General features: G+C 72.3%; 14 protein-coding genes and 1 pseudogene. 6 read left to right on the forward strand and 9 right to left on the reverse strand.

All coding sequences use genetic code 11. From position 1 onward, the window contains the following. Positions 1–638: 638 nt before the first annotated feature. On the reverse strand, positions 639–2,915 hold the full coding sequence (locus tag OG852_RS12350; protein WP_330347952.1) for an ABC transporter ATP-binding protein: 2,277 nt from the start codon (positions 2,913–2,915) through the stop codon (positions 639–641). A 113-nt stretch (positions 2,916–3,028) separates the two neighbouring features. Next, a complete protein-coding gene (locus OG852_RS12355; RefSeq protein ID WP_133914475.1) occupies positions 3,029–3,355 on the reverse strand; it encodes a DUF5132 domain-containing protein in 327 nt (108 codons plus the stop codon). Positions 3,356–3,744: 389 nt separating this feature from the next. Between OG852_RS12355 and OG852_RS12360 the strand changes: the two genes are divergently transcribed. From OG852_RS12360 to OG852_RS12370, 3 genes are all read left to right on the forward strand, one after another. Continuing rightward, on the forward strand, positions 3,745–5,262 hold the full coding sequence (locus tag OG852_RS12360; protein ID WP_443064523.1) for a family 43 glycosylhydrolase: 1,518 nt from the start codon (positions 3,745–3,747) through the stop codon (positions 5,260–5,262). 39 nt (positions 5,263–5,301) lie between these two features. After that, entirely contained in the window at positions 5,302–6,750 is a 1,449-nt protein-coding gene (locus tag OG852_RS12365; RefSeq protein WP_330347953.1) for a family 43 glycosylhydrolase, read from the forward strand. Between the two features lie 75 nt (positions 6,751–6,825). Next, positions 6,826–7,614 carry a polysaccharide deacetylase family protein gene (locus tag OG852_RS12370; RefSeq protein ID WP_133914478.1) on the forward strand — a complete coding sequence of 263 codons (789 nt, stop codon included), beginning with the start codon at positions 6,826–6,828 and terminating at the stop codon, positions 7,612–7,614. 1 nt (position 7,615) lies between these two features. Here the strand turns inward: OG852_RS12370 and OG852_RS12375 are convergent, their stop codons facing one another. Beyond that, positions 7,616–8,833: a cytochrome P450 gene (locus tag OG852_RS12375; RefSeq protein ID WP_330347954.1), complete on the reverse strand. Its 1,218-nt coding sequence runs from the start codon at positions 8,831–8,833 to the stop codon at positions 7,616–7,618. A gap of 163 nt (positions 8,834–8,996) precedes the next feature. On the opposite strand from OG852_RS12375, the gene OG852_RS12380 reads away from it, so the two are divergent. Beyond that, the gene (locus OG852_RS12380; RefSeq protein ID WP_133914480.1) at positions 8,997–9,437 is read left to right on the forward strand and encodes an SRPBCC family protein; all 441 of its coding nucleotides are present in this window, start codon (positions 8,997–8,999) and stop codon (positions 9,435–9,437) included. 12 nt (positions 9,438–9,449) lie between these two features. Here the strand turns inward: OG852_RS12380 and OG852_RS12385 are convergent, their stop codons facing one another. The 5 genes and pseudogenes from OG852_RS12385 to OG852_RS12405 all read right to left on the reverse strand — a co-directional run bounded on the left by OG852_RS12385 (position 9,450) and on the right by OG852_RS12405 (position 15,997). Next, the gene (locus OG852_RS12385; RefSeq protein WP_330347955.1) at positions 9,450–10,625 is read right to left on the reverse strand and encodes an XdhC family protein; all 1,176 of its coding nucleotides are present in this window, start codon (positions 10,623–10,625) and stop codon (positions 9,450–9,452) included. Between the two features lie 45 nt (positions 10,626–10,670). Beyond that, positions 10,671–12,129: pseudogene (locus OG852_RS12390) on the reverse strand (NCS2 family permease). 78 nt (positions 12,130–12,207) lie between these two features. Next, complete coding sequence (locus OG852_RS12395) at positions 12,208–14,592, reverse strand: xanthine dehydrogenase family protein molybdopterin-binding subunit (protein ID WP_133914483.1); 2,385 nt, start codon at positions 14,590–14,592, stop codon at positions 12,208–12,210. 5 nt (positions 14,593–14,597) lie between these two features. Then, positions 14,598–15,107, reverse strand: coding sequence for a (2Fe-2S)-binding protein (locus OG852_RS12400; RefSeq protein ID WP_133914484.1), 510 nt, complete (start codon positions 15,105–15,107; stop codon positions 14,598–14,600). Beyond that, positions 15,107–15,997: an FAD binding domain-containing protein gene (locus tag OG852_RS12405; protein WP_133914485.1), complete on the reverse strand. Its 891-nt coding sequence runs from the start codon at positions 15,995–15,997 to the stop codon at positions 15,107–15,109. The genes OG852_RS12400 and OG852_RS12405 overlap by 1 nt, the downstream gene beginning before the upstream one ends. Before the next feature lie 311 nt (positions 15,998–16,308). Here OG852_RS12405 and OG852_RS12410 point away from each other — a divergent pair, with 311 nt between their 5' ends. Both OG852_RS12410 and OG852_RS12415 read left to right on the forward strand, forming a co-directional pair. Continuing rightward, positions 16,309–17,991, forward strand: a complete 1,683-nt coding sequence (locus OG852_RS12410) for a PucR family transcriptional regulator (protein ID WP_330347956.1) — start codon at positions 16,309–16,311, stop codon at positions 17,989–17,991. 166 nt (positions 17,992–18,157) lie between these two features. Beyond that, entirely contained in the window at positions 18,158–18,919 is a 762-nt protein-coding gene (locus OG852_RS12415) for a hypothetical protein (protein WP_133914488.1), read from the forward strand. A 1-nt stretch (position 18,920) separates the two neighbouring features. On the opposite strand, the gene OG852_RS12420 is transcribed toward OG852_RS12415, so the two are convergent. After that, positions 18,921–19,748, reverse strand: coding sequence for a hypothetical protein (locus OG852_RS12420; RefSeq protein WP_330347957.1), 828 nt, complete (start codon positions 19,746–19,748; stop codon positions 18,921–18,923). Positions 19,749–19,841: the final 93 nt, after the last annotated feature.

A 19,841-nucleotide genomic window follows, 5' to 3' on the forward strand; every position in this document is an offset into this window, starting at 1 on the left:
GGCTGTGGCCCGGGGTTAGGCCTACGGCCCGGGGTTAGGCCTACGGCGCGGGGTTAGGGCTGTGGCCCGGGGTTGGGGCTACGGCCCGGGGTTAGGGCTGTGGCCCGGGGTTGGGGCTACGGCCCGGGGTTAGGCCTACGGCCCGGGGTTGGGGCTGTGGCCCGGGGTTAGGCCTACGGCCCGGGGTTGGGGCTGTGGCCCGGGGTTGGACCTACGGCCCGGGGTTGGACCTGTGGCCCGGGGTTGGACCTACGGCCTGGAGCCAGCCCCCCGCCCGGGTTGGGCGCCGGCCCGGATGGGGCCCCGGCCCGGATGGGGCCCCATCCGGGCCGGGTTGGACCCCTGGCCCGACCGGCATCGGCTGTCGGCCAGCAGGGGTGCCCGGCCGACCGGCGTCGGCTTCCGACCCCCGGCGTCGGCTTCCAAGCCGGCCTCGGCCTCTGACCCGGCCTCGGCCTCCGACCCGGCCTCGGCTGCCGGCCCTCGGCCGGACCGCCGGCCCCCGGAGCGAGGACCGCCCTCGCGAGGACGGACCGCCCCCGCGAGGACCGCCGGGTCAAGGGGGTCCCGCTCGGGCTGGACCGGGCTCGTGAGTCGTGCGGTGGGTCAGGGGGCGAGTCGGCCGAAGCCCCGCAGGGTCACGCCGCCCTCTCCCCCGCCTGGAGGTTCCAGAGGGAGGCGTAGAGGCCTCCCCGGGCGAGGAGTTCGGTGTGGGTGCCCTGTTCGGCGACCAGGCCGCCCCGGTCGAGGACGTGGATCCAGTCGGCGTCGCGGATGGTCGACAGCCGGTGGGCGATGATGATCAGGGTGCGGTTCTGCGCGAAGGCGCGCAGGGTGCGCTGGATGGCGGCCTCGGTCTCGTTGTCCACGGCGGAGGTGGCCTCGTCGAGCACGACGACGGGCGGGTCCTTGAGGATCGCGCGGGCGAGGGCGAGGCGTTGCCGCTGGCCGCCGGACAGCGCCGCGCCGCGTTCGCCGATGAGGGTGTCGTAGCCGTCGGGCAGGGCCTCGATGAAGGGGTGGGCCTCGGCCATGCGGGCGGCGCGCTCCAGGTGGGCGTCGGTGGCGTCGAAGCTGCCGTAGCGGATGTTGTCGGCGATGGTGCCGTCGAAGAGGAACGGGTCCTGGGCGACGAAGCCGACGGCGCCGCGCAGCCCGCGCCGGGACAGGTCGCGTACGTCGCGGCCGTCGAGCAGGACCCGGCCGGAGTCGGTGTCCTGGAAGCGCATGAGGAGTCGGGCGATGGTGGTCTTGCCGGAGCCGGTGGGGCCGACGATGCCGGTGACCCGGCCCGGCGCGATGCGCAGGGAGAGGTCCCGCAGGACGGGCGGGCGGCCCGGGTAGGCGAAGGTGACCCGTTCGAGGGTGACGGCGCCCTTGACGTCGCCGCGCTCCACGGGGTGGTCGGGGCCGACGGGTTCGGCGGGCAGGCTGTGCAGGTGCCGTACCCGGTCGTGGGCGGCGAGGGTGCGCTGGTACTGGTCGACGATGCCGCCGAGGCGGGTGAGCCGGAACAGGACCTGCTGGGGCAGTCCGATGAGGGGGCTGAACACCTCGAAGGGGAGGGCGCCGCTCAGGACCGAGCGGCCGCCGAGGAGGAGGGTGCCGGTCATCGAGGCGGTGGTGACGGCGCGGACGGTCTCGGCGTGGCGGACGGTGGAGCGGTCGGTGCGCCGGTTGCTCTGTCGGCACACCTCGCCGAGGTCGTGGACGCGCTGTGCCTCGTAGTCCTCGGTGCAGAAGCTCTTGACGGTGGCGCCGGCCTCCAGGCTGTTGACCAGTTGGCTGTGGAGGGTGGCCTTGTGTTCGCCGGAGACGGCGTAGTCGGCGGCGACGCGGTCCTGGTAGTGGAAGGACAGCCAGGCGACGACCGGCATCGGCAGGAAGGCGATCCAGGCGATCTGGGGGGCGAGGAGGAGGAAGGCGGGGACCAGGACGACGAAGCTCGTGGCGAGTTGGACGATGTCGTTGGCGGAGGTGGCGAAGAACGCGCCCAGTTGGGCGATCTCCTCGGTGAGGACGCCGGCGACGCGGGTGGTGCGTTCACCCTCCAGGTGGCGCAGTTCGAGTTGCTGCACCCGGGTGTAGGTGGCGTCCCGCCAGTCCTGCTGCACGGCCTGGCCGATTCCGCGCCAGGTGACGTTGGCGGCGTAGGAGAGGGCGGCCACGGCGGCGCAGGCGACGGCGGCCGCTCCGGCGAGGAACCAGAGTTGGGCGGAGGCGGTGGTCAGGCCGAGGGCGAGCAGGGGTGCGGCCCGGCCCTTGATGAGGACGAGGGCGATCCAGCCGAGGAACAGGCCGAGGGCGACCTCGGTGAGCTGGCAGAGGGCGGACAGGCCGGAGGCGAGGAAGAGCCGGGGCCGGTGCGGTCCGACGAGGTCGAGGAGGGAGCGCAGGGAGGAGGCGGGGCGGGGTGGTGACGTCTCGTCGGGGGGTGGGGCGGCGGCGCCGGCCGCGGTGGTCACGGCCCGGCGGACGACGAGGACGGTGGCGGTGACGACGGCGCCGAGGACGGCGAGGGGTCTGCGCAGCAGCTTGCCGGGGCCGAGGGCCAGTGCGGCGACCGTGGCGGCGCCGGCGAGGGCGAGGGTGCGGCCCGGGGCGGGCGTCGCGCCCCGGTTCCGGGCGGACTCCGCGAAGGTCCCCGGGGGCTGTCCGGCGTTCCCCGTGGGCGGTCCGGCCGATTCCGTCGTCGGTGTCGTCGGTTCGGATTTCCCGGTGGATCGGAAGCGGCCGCAGCGGAGAACGGCCGCCAGGGAATTCCTGAGGATTCCGTCGATGTCGGCGGCGCGGAGTGCGGGGTCGTGAAGGACGAGGACCCCTCCGGTGACATCGCTGACGCGTGCCGTTCGGATGCCGGGAGCTTTCTCCAGTACCTCGGCGAATACGCGCGCGAGATGTCTTTTCCCGGCCATTTCGGGAATCTTCCAGCGCTGCCGCCCGGGAACTGCGGAGCACATTGTCACCAGCATGGTCATCGTCAGCGGATCCCCGAGGTCTTTCCGTGGAGCGGGTGGGGCGTGGGTGTTCAGTTCGCCTTGCCGGTGGCGACGGCGGGCGGCCGCTTGGCGGGGGCCTTGTGGTGGCCGTCGGGTGAGGCGGGCTTCGCGGGGGCGGCGGCCGGTTCCGCCGCGCGGCCTCCGTCGCCGCCCCCCATCTGGGCGGCCACGACCTCGGCGGTGACCTCGGCGGCGAGGTCCTGGAGTCCCTCGCTCGCCTCGTGGGCGGCGCGCCTGACTTCCATCACGAGTCCGACGGAGGTCTTCACCAGGCCGCGCATCAGGGGTTTGACGACCCTTTTCGCGAGGGGTGCGGCAATGAGACCGATCAGGAACGGGGGAACAACAGGCGGCATGACGCGCACCCCTTCTTTTATTTCCTTTTCCATGGTTCGCGATTAATTCCGGAGTGGGCCGCCGGGGGCCCTTTCCTCCGGCATGCGCGAACTGCCCCAGGCTATCGGAATCACCGGCTCCGGAACCAAGCCGGGACCTGGCCTGTCACCCGTAAGAGTAAGGAGGCGGCAAAAAACCGTCGCGTTCCGGCCAGCCGGGCGGAAACCGACCACCTTTCCCCATGCGTTTCACGGAGCGTGCAGCATACACACGACCGGGAAAAGGAGCCCTTCGAACGGCCCCGCTCCACCCGGGCCCGCCGAAAGCATTGACGCGGACATGTAGGCCCCCTATCTTCTGGCCGAAGTTACGAACTGCGTTCGAAATTACGGACAAGGGACGGTCCTGTATGCCTCGGATGTTTCGTCGGCGCCCCGGCTCGGCCGCCGCGCGCCGCAGATCCCTGCTCGTCTGCGTGCTGACGCTGCTGGTGGCCCTGGTGGCCGCGACCCAGCCGGTGTCCGCGGCGGACGGGCGCCCGTACACCAACCCGCTGAAGTCGTACAAGGGGGCCGACCCCTGGCTGGAGTACTACGACGGCAACTACTACCTGATCACCACGACGTTCACGGGCATCCTCGGCATCCGCAAGTCGCCGACGCTGGCCGGCCTGGCCACCGCGCCCAATGTGCAGGTGTGGTCGGACTCCACGTCCACCCGCAACACCAACATCTGGGCGCCGGAGCTGCACCGGTTCAACGGCCACTGGTACCTGTACTACTCGGCCGGGCCGAGCGGGGTCTCCTGCTGCGACTCCCAGCGCACCCATGTGCTGGAGAGCGCCGGCACCGACCCGCTGGGCCCCTACACCTACAAGGGTTCGCTCACCGGCTCCAACCTCACGCCGGGCGGCTGGCTGATCGACGCGACGGTGCTCCAGGCGAACAGCAAGCTGTACCTGGTGGGCAGCGGGTCCATCAACGGCAGCAAGCAGAGCCTGGTCATCGCGCCGATGAGCAACCCGTACACGCTCTCCAGCGACAGCTTCACGATCATCTCCAGCCCCACGCTGAGCTGGGAGACCTCGGGCGCGGCGGTGAACGAGGGCCCCGAGCCGCTCTACCACAACGGCCGTACGTTCCTGACGTACTCGGCGAGCTACTGCACCACGGCCGACTACAAGCTGGGCCTGCTGGAGCTGACCGGCTCCGACCCGCTCAGCGCGTCCTCGTGGACGAAGACCCAGTCGCCCGTCTTCCAGCGCAGTGATGCCAACGGGGTCTACGGCCCCGGCCACAACGGCTTCTTCAGCTCGCCGGACGGCACCGAGAACTGGATCGTCTACCACGCCAACTCCTCGGCGAGCGGCGGCTGCGGCAACGGGCGCACGACGCGGGCGCAGAAGTTCACCTGGAACGCCGACGGCACCCCGAACTTCGGCACCCCGGTCGCGCTCGGGACCTCGCTGCCCGGCCCGTCCGGCGAGACGGCGACGACCCCGACGTCGTACACCCTCGTCAACCGCAACAGCGGCAAGTGCCTGGACGTCGACGGCGGCGGCACGGCCGACGGTACGAACATCTTCCAGTGGACCTGCAACGGCGGGGCCAACCAGAAGTGGAAGATCGAGGACCTCGGCGACGACACCAACCGGCTGGTCAACGTGGCCACCGGCAAGGTCGCCGACATCGCGGACTGCGCGAGCGCCGACGGCACCGACATCCGGCAGTGGTCGTGGCTGAACAACAAGTGCCAGCGGTTCCGGCTGGTGTTCACCGCCACCGGCGACTACGTCCGGATCGTCAACGAGTCCACCGGCAAGGTCGCCGACGTCGCCAACTGCGGCACCGCGAACGGCACCGACGTACGGCAGTGGACCTGGCTGGACAACACCTGCCAGCAGTGGCGCCTCGTGCCCACCACCTGACCCCCGCTCCCCCCGCCCCCCTTCGTCTGGAGAACTCCCTTGAGACGCAACGCCGTACGGCTGTTCCTGGCCGTCCTCGTCGCCCTCGCGGCCGTCCTCACCGGCGTGGGCTCCCCCGCCCAGGCCGCCGTACCGGAATCCCCCGCCGTGACCTACACCAACCCGATCGCCGAGAAGCGGGCCGACCCGCACATCTTCAAGCACACCGACGGCTACTACTACTTCACCGCCACCGTCCCGGAGTACGACCGGATCGTGCTGCGCCGGGCGACGACCATCCAGGGCCTCTCCACGGCCTCCGAGGTCACCATCTGGACCAAGCACTCCAGCGGCATCATGGGCGCGCACATCTGGGCGCCGGAGATCCACTTCATCGACGGCAAGTGGTACGTGTACTTCGCCGCCGGGTCGACCTCCGACGTGTGGGCGATCCGGATGTACGTCCTCGAGGGCACGGGCGCGAACCCGCTGACCGCGACCTGGACCGAGAAGGGCCAGATCACGACCACCTGGCAGAGCTTCTCCCTGGACGCCACCACGTTCGTGGTGAACGGTGTCCGCTATCTGGCCTGGGCGCAGCGCAACCCGTCCGAGGACAACAACACCAGCCTGTTCATCGCGAAGATGAGCAACCCGTGGACGATCTCCGGCACGCCGACGGAGATCTCGCAGCCGACGCTGTCCTGGGAGACGGTGGGCTACAAGGTCAATGAGGGGCCGGCGCTGATCCAGCACGGCGGCAAGGTGTTCCTGACGTACTCGGCGAGCGCCACGGACGCCAACTACTGCCTGGGGATGCTGACCGCGTCCGCGACGGCCGACCTCACCAACGCGGCGTCCTGGACGAAGAGTTCGTCGCCGGTGTTCAAGACGAGCGACGCGACCTCGCAGTACGGGCCGGGCCACAACTCCTTCACGGTCTCCGAGGACGGCAAGTCCGACATCCTCGTCTACCACGACCGCAGCTACAAGGACATCACCGGCGACCCGCTGAACGACCCCAACCGGCGCACCCGCGTGCAGAAGGTGTACTGGAAGGCGGACGGCACACCGGACTTCGGCATCCCGGTGGCCGACGGGGTCACCCCGCAGCGGTTCTCCTCCTACAACTACGCCGACCGGTTCATCCGCCACTGGGAGTACCGGGCGAAGATCGAGGCGAACGTCAGCCCGCTCGCCGACTCGCAGTTCCGGGTGGTGACGGGCCTGACCGGCACCGGGACGGTCTCCCTGGAGTCGGCCAACTTCCCCGGCTACTACCTGCGGCACAAGAACTTCGAGGTGTGGCTGGAGAAGAACGACGGCACGTCGGCGTTCGCGTCCGACGCCAGCTTCTACCAGCGGTCCGGGCTCGCCGACCCGGCGGGGATCTCGTACGAGTCCTCCAACTACGCGGGCCGCTACATCCGGCACTACAACTACCTGCTGTACGTGCAGACCCCGAGCACCGCGACGGACAAGGGGGACGCCACCTTCTACGCCCAGTAGCGGCCCGAGGGGCCTCCCGATCGCATGACACCGAGACTATACATAGGGTGTATACGCGCTATGTATAGTCTCGGCATGCCTTCTCTGACCAGGAAGATGAAGAAAACGGGGGCCGGGTTGCGTGCCGTCGCCGTCTCGGCGGCGGCCGCCTGCCTGGCGGTCACACTCACCGGCTGCGGCGGTCTCGACACCACCGCCCCCAGCGCCGCCCGTGCCCGTCCGGCGGCCACCGTCCAGGCCGCCCGCCTCGGCGCCGTCGACTGCCGCGAGGTGAAGTGCATCGCGCTCACCTTCGACGCGGGACCCAGCGAGCACTCGGCCCGGCTGCTCGACATCCTCAAGGAGAAACAGGTCCACGCGACCTTCTTCCTGCTGGGGAAGCGGCACATCGAGAAGTACCCGGACCTCGTGCGGCGCATGGCCGCCGAGGGGCACGAGGTGGCCAGCCACACCTGGGACCACAAGATCCTGACGCGTATCGAGCCGGACGAGATACGCGAGGAACTGCGGCGCCCCGACGACGCGATAGAGCGCCTCACCGGCCACCGTCCCACCCTGATGCGCCCGCCGCAGGGCCGGACCGACGACACCGTGCACGAGATCTGCCGCGAGGAGGGCCTCGCGGAGGTGCTCTGGACGGTGACCGCGAAGGACTATCGGACGACGGACTCCGCGCTCATCACGAAACGCGTCCTCGCCCAGGCCGACCGGGACGGCATCATCCTGCTGCACGACCTGTACGACGGGACCGTCCCGGCCGTGCCCGGGATCATCGACGCCCTCAAGGAACGCGGGTTCGTGTTCGTCACCGTGCCGCAACTGCTGGCGCCCGGCCAGGCGGAACCGGGGAAGGTCTACCGCTGACTCACCAGGTCAGGTGCAGCTCCTGCGGGGAGCGGTGGATCATCGTCGGCCGCATGACGACCGGCCGGTCCCCGGCGAGCCGCAGGCCGGGCAGACGTCGGGTCAACTCGAGCAGCGTCAGGCGGAGTTGCTCGCGCGCCAGCTGGGCGCCCGGGCAGGCGTGCGGGCCGTGACCGAACGCGAGGTGACGGCCGGGCGGGCGCGTGATGTCGAACGTGTCCGGCCGCGGATGCCGCGCCCCGTCCCGGCCCGCCGCGCCGAAGGCCACGAACAGCGAGGCACCGGCGGGGAGTTCGGTGCCCGCGAGGGTGAGCGGCCGGGTGGTGACCCGGCGGAAGCCCTGCAGCGCGGTGTCGTAGCGGGCGGCCTCCTCGACGGCGGCCGGTATCCGTTCCGGCTCCGCGCACAGCAGCTCCCACTGGGAGGGGTGCCGCAGCAGATGCAGCACGGTGGTCCCGATCAGCGCGGTGGTGGTCAAGTGCCCGGCGATCACCAGGTTCTGGAGGTGGGAGACCACCTCGTGCCGTTCGTCCGCGGTGAGTTCGCCCGGTGCGGCGGCCACCGACGCGACGATCTCCGAGCACAGGTCGGGGCGGGGGTCCCGGTGCCGCTCCCGGGCGTACCGGTCCAGGACGCGCTGTCCGGCGACCGTGTCCTCGGCGGCGGCGATCTGCTCCTTCTCCGGCAGGGGCCGGAACAGCAGTTCCTCCGCGCGGTGTCCGCCGTGCACGACGGCCGGCACATCGGCCGGGTCGAGCCCGACGATCCGCCCGACGACCTCACCGGGCAGCCGGCGCGCGTACGCCGCCATCAGCTCCACCCGCCCGTCGGCGGCGAACTCCTCCACCAGGGCGGCGGCGCGCTCCGCGGCGTACGGCAGGACGGCGGCGACCCGTGCCGGGGACAGCCCGCGCACGAGGGGCGCGCGCAGCCTTTGGTGCTCCTCGCCGTCGGTGCCGACGACCACCGGCCGCCCGCCGAACCCGGTGGCGAGCACCGCGAAGGCGGCCGGTGAGGGCATCACGTCCGGCCGCAGCGCCCCCGCCGACGAGAAGTCCTCCGGCCTGCGCAGCACTTCGCGTACGTCGCCGTCGCGGGCGACCAGCCAGGCGTCCAGCTCGGGGACATGGAGCAACCCCTCGGCCGCACGTGCCCGTCCGTAGAGCGGATAGGGGTCCCGCTGCACCTCGTCCAGCCTGCCGAGCCCTGTGCGGTCCACGTGACGTCCTCCCGTGCCGGTGGTGGTGCGGGGTCGTGCGGGGTCGGCCTCATGGTGCCGTACGGGCGGACGACCCGACAGGGGACGTACGGGCCTGTGGTGTGGCTGTGTGCCGGGGCGGGACGTCTCGCCCCGGCCCCTTCCCACTCCCTACGATCGTCGCGTGGTCATCTTCCAGCTCGAACGCACGGCGCCGCTCCCGCTCGGCGAGGCCTGGCGCCGGCTCACCGAGTGGCGGCGGCACGGCGAGGTGGTCCCGCTCACCCGCGTCACCGTGGTCACTCCCCCACCGACCGGCGAGGGGACGGTGATCGTGGCCCGCACCGGTCTCGGCCCGCTGTCCTTCGACGACCGCATGGAGGTCACCGTGTGGCATCCGCCGGCCGAGGACGAGCCGGGCCGGTGCCGGCTGGAGAAACGGGGGCGGGTGGTCCTGGGCTGGGCCGAGATCGAGGTGTGGCCGGACCCCGGCGGCCGGACCCGGGTCGTCTGGCGCGAGGAGATCGGCGTCCGCCTCCTCCCCTCCCCGTTCGATCCGCTGCTGCGCGGCACGGGCCGCCGGCTGTTCGGACGGGCGGTGAACAAGCTGCTGCGCACCCCTTGAGGCGCGGAAGGGTCAGGCCACCGAGCCGATCCGGGCCGTCGGGTGGACGGGCAGGTCGTGGTGGATCGGGGTGTGGGCACCGGTGAGGGGGACACCGGTGCCGCCGCGACGGGACGCCACGATCTCGGCGGCGATCGACAGGGCCGTCTCCTCCGGGGTGCGGGCGCCCAGGTCGAGGCCGATGGGTGAGCGCAGACGGGCCAGCTCCCGTTCGGTCACACCGACGTCACGCAGGCGTTCGGCGCGGTCGAGATGGGTGCGGCGGGAGCCCATCGCGCCGACGTAGGCGACGGGCAGCCGCAGCGCCAGCCGGAGCAGGGGGACGTCGAACTTGGCGTCGTGGGTCAGCACGCACAGGACGGTCCTGGCGTCCACCTCCGTGCGCTCCAGATACCGGTGCGGCCAGTCGACGACGATCTCGTCGGCCTCGGGAAAGCGGGCCCGGGTCGCGAAGACGGGACGGGCGTCGCACACCGTCACATGGTGGCCGAGGAACTTGCCGACCCGTACCAGCGCCGACGCGAAGTCGATCGCGCCGAACACGATCATCCGGGGCGGCGGGACCGAGGACTCGACGAGGACGGTGAGGGGGGCTCCGCAGTGCGAGCCCCGGGCGCCGATCTCCAGGGTGCCGGTGCGGCCGGCGTCGAGGAAGGCGCGGGCCTCGGCGGCCACCGTGCGGTCCAGTTCGGGGTGGGCGCCGAAGCCGCCCTCGTGTCCGCCTCCCCGCGTGCCCTCGGGGCTGCCGTCGGGGCGCACGAGGAGGGCGCGGCCGAGGAGTTCCGCCGGGCCGCCGACGATCCGGGCCAGGGCCGCCGCGCCGCCGGTCGCGGCGGTGGCGAGCGCGGCCTCGGCCACCGGGCGGACCGGGTCCCCGGCCCGCACCGGTGTGACGAGGACGTCGATGACGCCGCCGCAGGTGAGGCCCACGGCGAAGGCGTCGTCGTCGCTGTAGCCGAACCGTTCGAGGACCGGCTCGCCGTCGGCGAGGGCCTCGCGGCACAGGTCGTACACCGCGCCCTCCACACAGCCGCCGGAGACCGAGCCGATCGCCGTGCCGTCGGTGTCCACCGCGAGCGCGGCGCCCGGCCGGCGGGGGGCGCTGCCGCCGACGGCCACCACGGTGGCGACGGCGAAGTCACGTCCCTGCTCGACCCACCGGTCGAGCTCCTCGGCGATGTCCAGCATGTCCTGTTCTCCTTGACGGTCGGTGGGGAGGGCTGCGGGAGCCGGCTAGTGCACGCCGAGCCGGCTCTCAAGGGGATGGAGGGAGAAATGGACCAGGAAGATGCCTGCCAGGCCCCACAATGAACGCGCCGATGTCCCGCGCCCTGCCCTGAGCTGCCCTGATGGCCACGTGGGAAAGGACGCCCGCCGCCACGCCCGCGGTGATCGAGTACGTGAACGGCATGAGGACGACCGTCAGGAACACCGGGATCGCGGTCGCCCGGTCGGCCCAGTCGACGTGCCGGGCGTTCGTCAGCATCATCGCGCCGATGACGACCAGCGCGGCGGAGGCCACCTCCTGCGGCACGAGCGCCGTCAGGGGGGTGAAGAAGAGGCAGGCCGCGAAGAGCAGGCCGGTGACGACGGAGGCGAGGCCCGTGCGGGCGCCCTCGCCGACACCGGTCGCCGACTCGATGAACACCGTCTGGCCGGAGCCGCCCGCCACGCCGCCGATGGCACCGCCGGCACCGTCGATGAGCAGCGCCTTCGACAGGCCCGGCATCCGGCCCTTGTCGTCGGCCAGTTCGGCCTCGGTGCCGACGCCGATGACGGTGGCCATCGCGTCGAAGAAGCCCGCGAGGACCAGGGTGAACACGATCATGCCCACGGTCAGCGCGCCGACCTCGCCCCAGCCGCCGAACTCGACCTGCCAGAAGAGCGAGAAGTCGGGCATCGAGACGGCGCTGCCGTGCAGTGCGGGGGCGCCGGCCGCCCACTGCGTCGGGTCGACGACCCCGGTGGTGTTCAGGAGCGCGGCGCAGGCCGTGCCGCCGACGATGCCGATGAGGATGGCGCCGGGGACGTTCCGGGCCTGGAGCACGAAGATCAGCAGGAGGGTGCCGGCGAACAGCAACACCGGCCAGCCCGTCAGTTCGCCCGCCGGGCCGAGGGTGAGCAAGGTCGCCTCGCCCTGGTGCACGAAGCCCGCCTTGGAGAAGCCGATGAGGGCGATGAACAGGCCGATGCCCATGGTGATGGCGTGCTTGAGGGCGAGCGGGATCGCGTTCATGACCCGCTCGCGCAGACCGGTGACGACCAGCAGCATGATGACCACGCCGTACAGCACGCACATGCCCATCGCCTGCGGCCAGGTCATCTGCGGGGCGACCTGGGAGGACAGCACGCCGGAGACCGACAGTCCGGCGGCGAGGGCGAGGGGCACCTTGCCGACGACGCCCATCAGCAGGGTGGTGAGGGCCGCGGCGAACGCGGTCGCGGTGATCAGCGCCGGGCGGGCGAGGGTGTCCCCGGCCACGTCCTTGCCGGACAGGATCACCGGGTTGAGCAGCAGGATGTACGCCATCGCCATGAAGGTGGTGACGCCGCCGCGGATCTCCCGGGCGGGCGTGGAGCCCCGGTGGCTCATGTGGAAGTAGCGGTCGAGCCGGGACCGGCCGGCCGGGACGCGGGTGCCGTCACCCGCGTCGTCGGCGGTGGTCCTGGGCTCCAGGGACTGCTGGGCCATGGTGCCGTCTCCCACGTTTCAGAGGGGGTTGGGATGAGTGCGACCCGGGGGACGGCCCGAGGCGAAGGGGGTACGTGCTTACGCCGTGCCGGTGAGGTGTTCCGGGCGGACCGGCGTCCTGTTGAGCTCCAGGCCCGTCGCGTCGCGGATGGCCGCGAGGACCGCCGGGGTGGAGGACAGGGTGGGGGCCTCGCCGATGCCGCGCAGTCCGTACGGGGCGTGGTGGTCGGCGAGTTCGAGCACGTCGACGGGGATGGTCGGCGTGTCGAGGATGGTGGGGATGAGGTAGTCGGTGAAGGAGGGGTTCTTCACCTTCGCGGTCCTCGGGTCGACGATGATCTCCTCCATGACGGCGACGCCCAGGCCCTGGGTGGTGCCGCCCTGGATCTGGCCGAGCACGGACAGCGGGTTGAGCGCCTTGCCGACGTCCTGGGCGCAGGCCAGCTCGATCACCTTGACCAGGCCGAGTTCGGTGTCGACCTCGACGACCGCCCGGTGCGCGGCGAAGCTGTACTGGACATGGCCGTTGCCCTGCCCGGTGCGCAGGTCGAAGGGCTCGGTCGGCCGGTGCCGCCACTCCTCCTCGACCTCCACGGCTTCCTCGCCGAGGACGTCCACCAGGTCGGCGAGGACCTCGCCGCCGTCGGTGACGACCTTGCCGCCCTCCAGGAGCAGTTCGGCGGTGGCCCAGGCCGGGTGATGGGTGCCGAACCTGCGGCGCCCGAGTTCCAGGACCTGCTCGCGGACCAGTTCGCAGGCGTTCTTCACGGCGCCGCCGGTGACGTACGTCTGCCGGGACGCCGAGGTGGAACCGGCGCTGCCCACCTCGGTGTTGGCGGGGTGGATGGTGACCTGGGCGACGCCGAGCTCGGTGCGGGCGATCTGGGCGTGGACGGTGACCCCGCCCTGGCCGACCTCCGCCATCGCCGTGTGCACGGTGACGACGGGCTCGCCGGCGACGGCCTCCAGCCGGACGCGGGCGGTGGAGTAGTCGTCGAAGCCCTCGGAGAAGCCGACGTTCTTGATGCCGACGGCGTAGCCGACCCCGCGCACGACACCCTCGCCGTGGGTGGTGTTGGACAGGCCGCCGGGCAGCTGCCGTACGTCCGCGCCCTCGCTGGACTCCCACTGGCGCTCCGGCGGCATCGGCATCGCCTTGACGCGGCGCAGGAGTTCGGCGACCGGCGCCGGGGAGTCGACGGGCTGGCCGGTGGGCAGGAGCGTGCCCTGTTCCATGGCGTTGCGCCGGCGGAACTCCACCGGGTCCATGCCGAGTTTCCCGGCCACCTTGTCCATCTGCGCCTCGTAGGCGAAGCACGCCTGGACCGCGCCGAAGCCGCGCATCGCGCCGCAGGGCGGGTTGTTGGTGTAGAGGGCGATGGCCTCGATGTCGACGTCGTCGACGACGTACGGTCCGACGCCGAGGGAGGAGGCGTTGCCGACCACGGCCGGGCTCGCGGAGGCGTACGCCCCGCCGTCCAGGACGATCCGGCACTTGACGTGGGTCAGTTTGCCGTCGCGGGTCGCGCCGTGCTCGTAGGTCAGCTTGGCGGGGTGGCGGTGGACGTGGCCGAAGAAGGACTCGAAACGGTTGTAGACGATCTTGACGGGTTTGCCGGTGCGCAGGGCGAGCAGACAGGCGTGGATCTGCATCGACAGGTCCTCGCGGCCGCCGAACGCGCCGCCGACGCCGGCCAGCGTCATCCGTACCTTCTCCGGCGGGAGGCCGAGGACGGGGGCGATCTGGCGCAGGTCGGAGTGGAGCCACTGGGTGGCGACGTAGAGGTGGACGCCGCCGTCCTCCTCGGGGACGGCGAGGCCGGACTCGGGGCCGAGGAAGGCCTGGTCCTGCATGCCGAAGGTGTACTCGCCCCGGACGATCACCTCGGCCCGCGCGGCGGCGGCCGCCGCGTCGCCGCGCACGATGGGCTGGCGGTGGAGGATGTTGGGGTGCGGGACATGGCCGATGTGGTGGTCGGTGCGGTGCTCGTGGACGAGGACCGCGTCGGGGGCGGTCGCGGAGGCCTCGTCGGTGATGACGGGCAGTTCGCGGTACTCGACCTTGATCTTGGCGGCGGCGCGGCGGGCGGTCTCCGGGTGGTCGGCGGCGACGATCGCGACGGGCTCGCCGTGGTGGCGTACCTTGCCGTGGGCGAGGACGGGGGTGTCCTGGATCTCCAGGCCGTAGTGCTTCACCTCGGTGGGCAGGTCGTCGTACGTGAGGACGGCGTACACGCCGGGGGTGGCGAGGGCCTCGCTCGTGTCGAGGGAGACGATCTCGGCGTGGGCGACGGTGGAGCGCAGGATCTGGCCCCAGAGCATGTCCTCGTGCCACAGGTCGGAGGAGTACGCGAACTCGCCGGTGACCTTGAGGGTGCCGTCCGGGCGGAGGGTGGACTCGCCGATGCCGCCCTTGGTCTGCGAGCCCTGGGTGATCTGGGTCGGGACTCCGTTGGTGGGCATGTCGCTCAGACCGCCTCTTGCTGCCGGGCGGCCGCGAGGCGGACCGCGTCCATGATCTTCTCGTAGCCGGTGCAGCGGCACAGATTGCCCGAGAGGGCCTCGCGGATGTCCGCGTCGCTCGGGTCGGGGTGGCGCTCCAGCATCTCGTCGGCGGCGACCAGCAGACCGGGTGTGCAGAAGCCGCACTGGACGGCGCCGGCGTCGATGAACGCCTGCTGGATCGGGGCGAGATCGGGGGTTTCGCCCGGGTCGCCGGACGCTCGCCGATGGGCGTGTGCGGCGAGGCCCTCGACGGTGACGACCTCGCGGCCCTCGGCCTGGCCTGCGGCGACCAGGCAGGCGCAGACCGGCACCCCGTCCAGGCGGACCGTGCAGGAGCCGCACTCGCCCTGTTCACAGGCGTTCTTGGAGCCGGGCAGGCCGAGGCGCTCGCGCAGGACGTAGAGCAGGCTCTCGCCTTCCCAGACGTCGTCGGCCTCCTGGGGGCGTCCGTTGACCGTGAGGTTGACGCGCATCACGCGGCTCCTTCCGAGGTGCGTCGGGTGCCGCGGTACGACTCCCAGGTCCAGGTCAGGGTGCGGCGGGCCATGACGCCGACCGCGTGCCGGCGGTAGCTCGCGGTGCCGCGGACGTCGTCGATCGGGTTGCAGGCGGCGGCGCACAGGTGTGCGAACTCCGTGGCGACCGACGGGGTGATGATCTTCCCGTTGTCCCAGAAGCCGCCCTCCTCCAGCGCCGCGTTGAGGAAGTCCTCGGCGACCTTCGCCCGGACGGGGGTCGGGGCGGCGGATCCGATGCCGGTGCGCACGGTGCGGGTCGCGGGGTGCAGGGCGAGGCCGAAGGCGCAGACGGCGATGACCATGGCGTTGCGGGTGCCGACCTTGGAGAACTGCTGGGGGCCGTCGGCCTTCTTGATGTGGACGGCGCGGATCAGCTCGTCTGGGGCGAGCGCGTTGCGCTTGACGCCGGTGTAGAAGTCGTCGATGGGGATACGGCGGCTGCCGCGCACCGACTCGGCCTCGACCTCGGCGCCGGCCGCCAGCAGGGCGGGGTGGGCGTCGCCGGCCGGGGAGGCGGTGCCGAGGTTGCCGCCGACGCCGCCGCGGTTGCGGATCTGCGGGGAGGCCACGGTGTGCGAGGCGAGCGCCAGGCCGGGCAGCTCGGACCGCAGGTTCTCCATGATCTTCGTGTAGGGCACGGAGGCGCCCAGCCGCACGGTGTCCTCGCCGACCTCCCATGCGTAGAGGTCGGCGACCCGGGTGAGGTCGAGGAGGTGCTCGGGCCGCCGGTGGTCGAAGTTGATCTCGACCATCACGTCGGTGCCCCCGGCGATCGGCACCGCGCTGGGGTGCTCGGCCTTCGCGGCGAGCGCCTCCTCCCAGCTTGCGGGGCGAAGGAAGTCCATGACCGGCTCTCTTCTTCGTCTCGTGGGTCGTACGGATCGAGCCAGATCGTGTGCGGCGGGCCCGGCTCGTTCATGTGCTGTTCACGCGCAGTGGGCTCAGTACACAGCGCCGTACTCCGACCGTGTCAGTCACGGAAACCATGAAGGAGTTGGCTGGTCGCGACAGGCATCTTGTAGATTCGTATGAACGGAGGCCATCGGAAACCTCTTCGTTTCCCCCTGGACACACACCCGGGCCCCCGCCCCACTGATCCCTTCCCTTTTCATCGTAGTTTTCGAGACAGTCATCACGACAAGGAACGGCGGCGAAGATGCGGCTGCGCGCACTTCTGGACACCGATGCGCTGGGGCTGCGGCTGCTCGGCGGCGAGGAGGAACTCGACCGCGCGGTGCGCGGTGTGATGACCACCGATCTGCGGGACCCGAGCCGCTACCTCTCCGGCGGCGAGCTGGTGCTGACCGGTCTGGCCTGGCGCCGGGGGCCCGCGGACTCCGAGGCGTTCGTACGGCTCCTGGTGCAGGCCGGGGTGGCGGCGCTGGCGGCGGGCGAGGCCGAACTGGGCGACGTGCCGGACGATCTGGTCGTGGCCTGCGCCCGGCACCGGCTGCCGCTGTTCGCGGTGCACGAGTCGGTGGCCTTCGCGACGATCACCGAGCATGTCGTGCGGCAGGTCAGCGGTGAGCGCGCCGGGGACCTCGCGGCGGTGGTGGACCGGCACCGGCGGATGATGACCTCGGGACCGGCGGGCGGCGGCCCGGACGTGGTCCTGGACCTGCTCGGCTCCGACCTCGACCTGCGGGCCTGGGTGCTGTCCCCCACCGGGCGGCTGATCGCGGGCCCCAAAACGGCGGGCCCCGCGCTGCCGGCCGACGTGTGCGCACGGCTGGCCGGGGAGCAGCTCGCGGCCGTCCGCGGCGGGCGGCGCGGGCCGTACCGGGTCCTGGTGGGCACCACGACGTACTCGCTGTTCCCGGTCCGCAGCGGCGGCAGGGGCCCGCAGGGCGCGCGGGACGTGCGCGAGAGCGTGCTGTCGGACTGGCTGCTGGCCGTGGAGGCGGACGCCGGGGACTGGCGGGAGGAGCGGCTGGACCTGCTGTACGGCGTCACCCACCTGATCGCGGTCGAGCGCGACCGTCGGGACGCGGCGCGCACGGTGCGCCGGCGGCTCGCCCAGGAGGTGCTGGAGCTGGTGCAGAGCGGCGCGGCCCCGGCGGAGATCGCGGCCCGGCTGCGGGTGGCCGCTCCGGTGCTGCTGCCGGGCCTCGGGGCCGCCCCGCACTGGCAGGTGGTCGTGGCACGCGTCGAGTGGGACCGCCCCGACGGGGACGGCCCGCAGCCGGGTCCGGTGACCCAGTCGCTGCTGGAGGAGATCCTGGTGGACCCGCTGGCGACCGGGCCCGAGCCGTCCGACCGGATCGCCGTCGCCCACACCGGTGAGGAGGCCGTGGCCCTGGTGCCGCTGCCGGCGGTGTCCGGCGAGCACGACGGCTCCGAGCAGGGCGTCCTCGCCGAGGTGCTGCTGGCGGCCGTACGGGAGCCGCTGTCGGCGGGGCTGGACGGCGACGGGCGCCTCACGCTCGGGGTGAGCGCGGCGGTGCACTCGGCGGAGGGGCTGCGCGGGGCGCTGGAGGAGGCGCGGCACGCGCGGCGGGTGGCGGCGGCCCGGCCCGGCCGGGTGTGCGCCGCCGGACACCACGAGCTCGCCTCGCACGTCCTGCTGCTGCCGTTCGTCCCGGACGACGTGCGCCGGGCGTTCACGGCGCGACTGCTGGATCCCCTGCGCGACTACGACCGCCGTCACCGCGCCGAGCTGATCCCGACGCTGGAGGCGTTCCTGGACTGCGACGGCTCCTGGACGCGCTGTGCGTCGCGGCTGCATCTGCACGTCAACACGCTGCGCTACCGGGTCGGCCGGATCGAGCAGTTGACGAGCCGTGATCTGTCGCGGCTGGAGGACAAGCTGGATTTCTTCCTGGCGCTGCGTATGAGCTGACGGCGGTCGTCGTCCGTCGAAACCTCGGGGGGCGGACAGTCCCACGACTTTGTGAAATCCTTCACCCGCCCCCTTGGCCCGGTGCCGCGATTCGTGCTGAGATGCCGCCACCACTCACTCAAGGCTCGACGGCGCGCTCGGGGAGGGCAACGTGGCGTACTCCGCCATGTCTGGTACCGGAACGACCGCAGATGACGATCCCGTCCAGATCGCCGTGTGGCGGCTGCGCTCGCGGGCCTGCTGGGTCGACGCCGCGGCCCTGCTGCCGGCGGACACCGCGCCGGGCGCGATCCAGCGGGCCGCGCTGCTCGTCGAGCGGTGTCTGTACACCGAGCAGGGCTGGCAGGACGCCGAGGACGCCCTGCGCACGGCGGAGGCGCTGGCGCACAGCGACGAGGAACGGGGCGCGGCCGCCTGTGAACGGGGCTATCTCGCCTACTCCGCCACGCTCCACGCCGTGCGCGACCGGGTGGACGAGGCCCGGGCCGCGCTGGGCCGGGCGGCGGCGCTGATCCCGCCGGACGCGGCGGGGCGGGCGCTGCTGGACTTCCGGCGCGGGCTCATCGCGGAGAACATCGCGCGGTCCCCGCAGGCCGCGCGGGCCGCGTACCGGCGTGCCCACACGGCCGCGGCCGCCCACTCCGACGCTTTGCTGCTGTCGTTCACCTGGCGGCATCTGGCCGGGCTGGCCCTGCGGGACGGGGAACTGGCGGAGGCACGCCACGGCTTCGCCGAATCCCTGCGGATCCGGGAGGAGTTGGGGTACCTGGTGGGCACCGCGCCGGCGCTCGTCTCGCTCGCGGACACCGAGACCGAGCCGGAGGCCTCCCGGCTGAAGGAGGAGGCGCGGCGGCTGTTCCGGCTGCTGGGCGGCGTACCGACCTGGCTGGCGGGGCAGTTGGCGCCGCCGCCCGCGGCGACGGCGTAGGTCAGCTCCCGTCGGGCAGCACGACCTTGTCGTAGGCGAGGTTGCGTGCGACCTCCACCAGGTCCGGCGGCACGGGGGCGGGGATCTCGCCGGGGCAGCCCTCCGGCGGGTACCCCCGCACTCCGGTGACCTTGTAGAACGCGCACACCAGCCGGTACTCGCCCGGCTGCCGGTTCCCGCCGCCGTGCGCGATCAACTGTCCCCCGCACACGGGGCACTTCACCCGGGGGCGTACCAGCGTCACGGGTTCGGTGAAGACATGGGGGAGGCGGCGGTCGAGGATCGCCCGCCGGGGCAGGGTGAGCCCGTAGTGGTCGCCGACGGCCCGGTAGACGGCGTCGGTCCCGACGCCGTCGGCCCGGTGCACGGTGTGCGGCGCGTCGACGAAGAGCCCCTCGGCGACCAGGCGGCGGGTGAGCGGGTGGTGCCGGTCGTCGGTGCGGAACTCCGTGAGCGACCAGTCGTGCCGGCCGTCGACGTTGACCCGGATGACCGGCGGGTCCATGGTGCTGTCCCAGACGTTGACGACCGTGTGCGTCGACCAGAGGTCCCTCCCCGGTCCGAGCCGGTCGGGGCGGTCGGTGGCGGTGGGCGGCTCGACGGCGAACGCCCAGCCGTTGCCCGTGTCCCCCACCATGGCGAGGTCCGGCAGGTCCCACTCCCCGGGCGACAGGTCCAGCATCCGCGCGGTGGTGTCGGCGTCCATGAACGTGCCCGGGCGGGCGCCGAGACGTACGGCGAGTTCCCCGGCGTCCATCCCCTTCACCAGGGTGAGCGAGAAACCCAGGTCGTCGAAGAGCCCGTCGATCCAAGCGATTCCGTCGGTCATGGAGGGACGCTAGCGGAAGGGTGTGACACCGGCGGGCCGGGCCCCGCGGGGGCGCGGGGAACCGGGCGACCGGCCACGACGGCCCCGCACCCG

The sequence above is a fragment of the Streptomyces sp. NBC_00582 genome (assembly GCF_036345155.1).
In the GTDB taxonomy this organism is placed as follows: domain Bacteria; phylum Actinomycetota; class Actinomycetes; order Streptomycetales; family Streptomycetaceae; genus Streptomyces.

What these genes read in the sequence shown, in the direction of transcription:
- OG852_RS12415 (WP_133914488.1), top strand. Translation starts at nt 18,158, where the DNA reads ATGTCTGGTACCGGAACGACCGCAGATGACGATCCCGTCCAGATCGCC.
- OG852_RS12355 (WP_133914475.1), bottom strand. Translation starts at nt 3,355, where the DNA reads ATGCCGCCTGTTGTTCCCCCGTTCCTGATCGGTCTCATTGCCGCACCC.
- OG852_RS12395 (WP_133914483.1), bottom strand. Translation starts at nt 14,592, where the DNA reads ATGCCCACCAACGGAGTCCCGACCCAGATCACCCAGGGCTCGCAGACC.
- OG852_RS12350 (WP_330347952.1), bottom strand. Translation starts at nt 2,915, where the DNA reads ATGGCCGGGAAAAGACATCTCGCGCGCGTATTCGCCGAGGTACTGGAG.
- OG852_RS12405 (WP_133914485.1), bottom strand. Translation starts at nt 15,997, where the DNA reads ATGGACTTCCTTCGCCCCGCAAGCTGGGAGGAGGCGCTCGCCGCGAAG.
- OG852_RS12400 (WP_133914484.1), bottom strand. Translation starts at nt 15,107, where the DNA reads ATGCGCGTCAACCTCACGGTCAACGGACGCCCCCAGGAGGCCGACGAC.
- OG852_RS12385 (WP_330347955.1), bottom strand. Translation starts at nt 10,625, where the DNA reads ATGCTGGACATCGCCGAGGAGCTCGACCGGTGGGTCGAGCAGGGACGT.
- OG852_RS12420 (WP_330347957.1), bottom strand. Translation starts at nt 19,748, where the DNA reads ATGACCGACGGAATCGCTTGGATCGACGGGCTCTTCGACGACCTGGGT.
- OG852_RS12410 (WP_330347956.1), top strand. Translation starts at nt 16,309, where the DNA reads ATGCGGCTGCGCGCACTTCTGGACACCGATGCGCTGGGGCTGCGGCTG.
- OG852_RS12370 (WP_133914478.1), top strand. Translation starts at nt 6,826, where the DNA reads ATGCCTTCTCTGACCAGGAAGATGAAGAAAACGGGGGCCGGGTTGCGT.
- OG852_RS12360 (WP_443064523.1), top strand. Translation starts at nt 3,745, where the DNA reads ATGCCTCGGATGTTTCGTCGGCGCCCCGGCTCGGCCGCCGCGCGCCGC.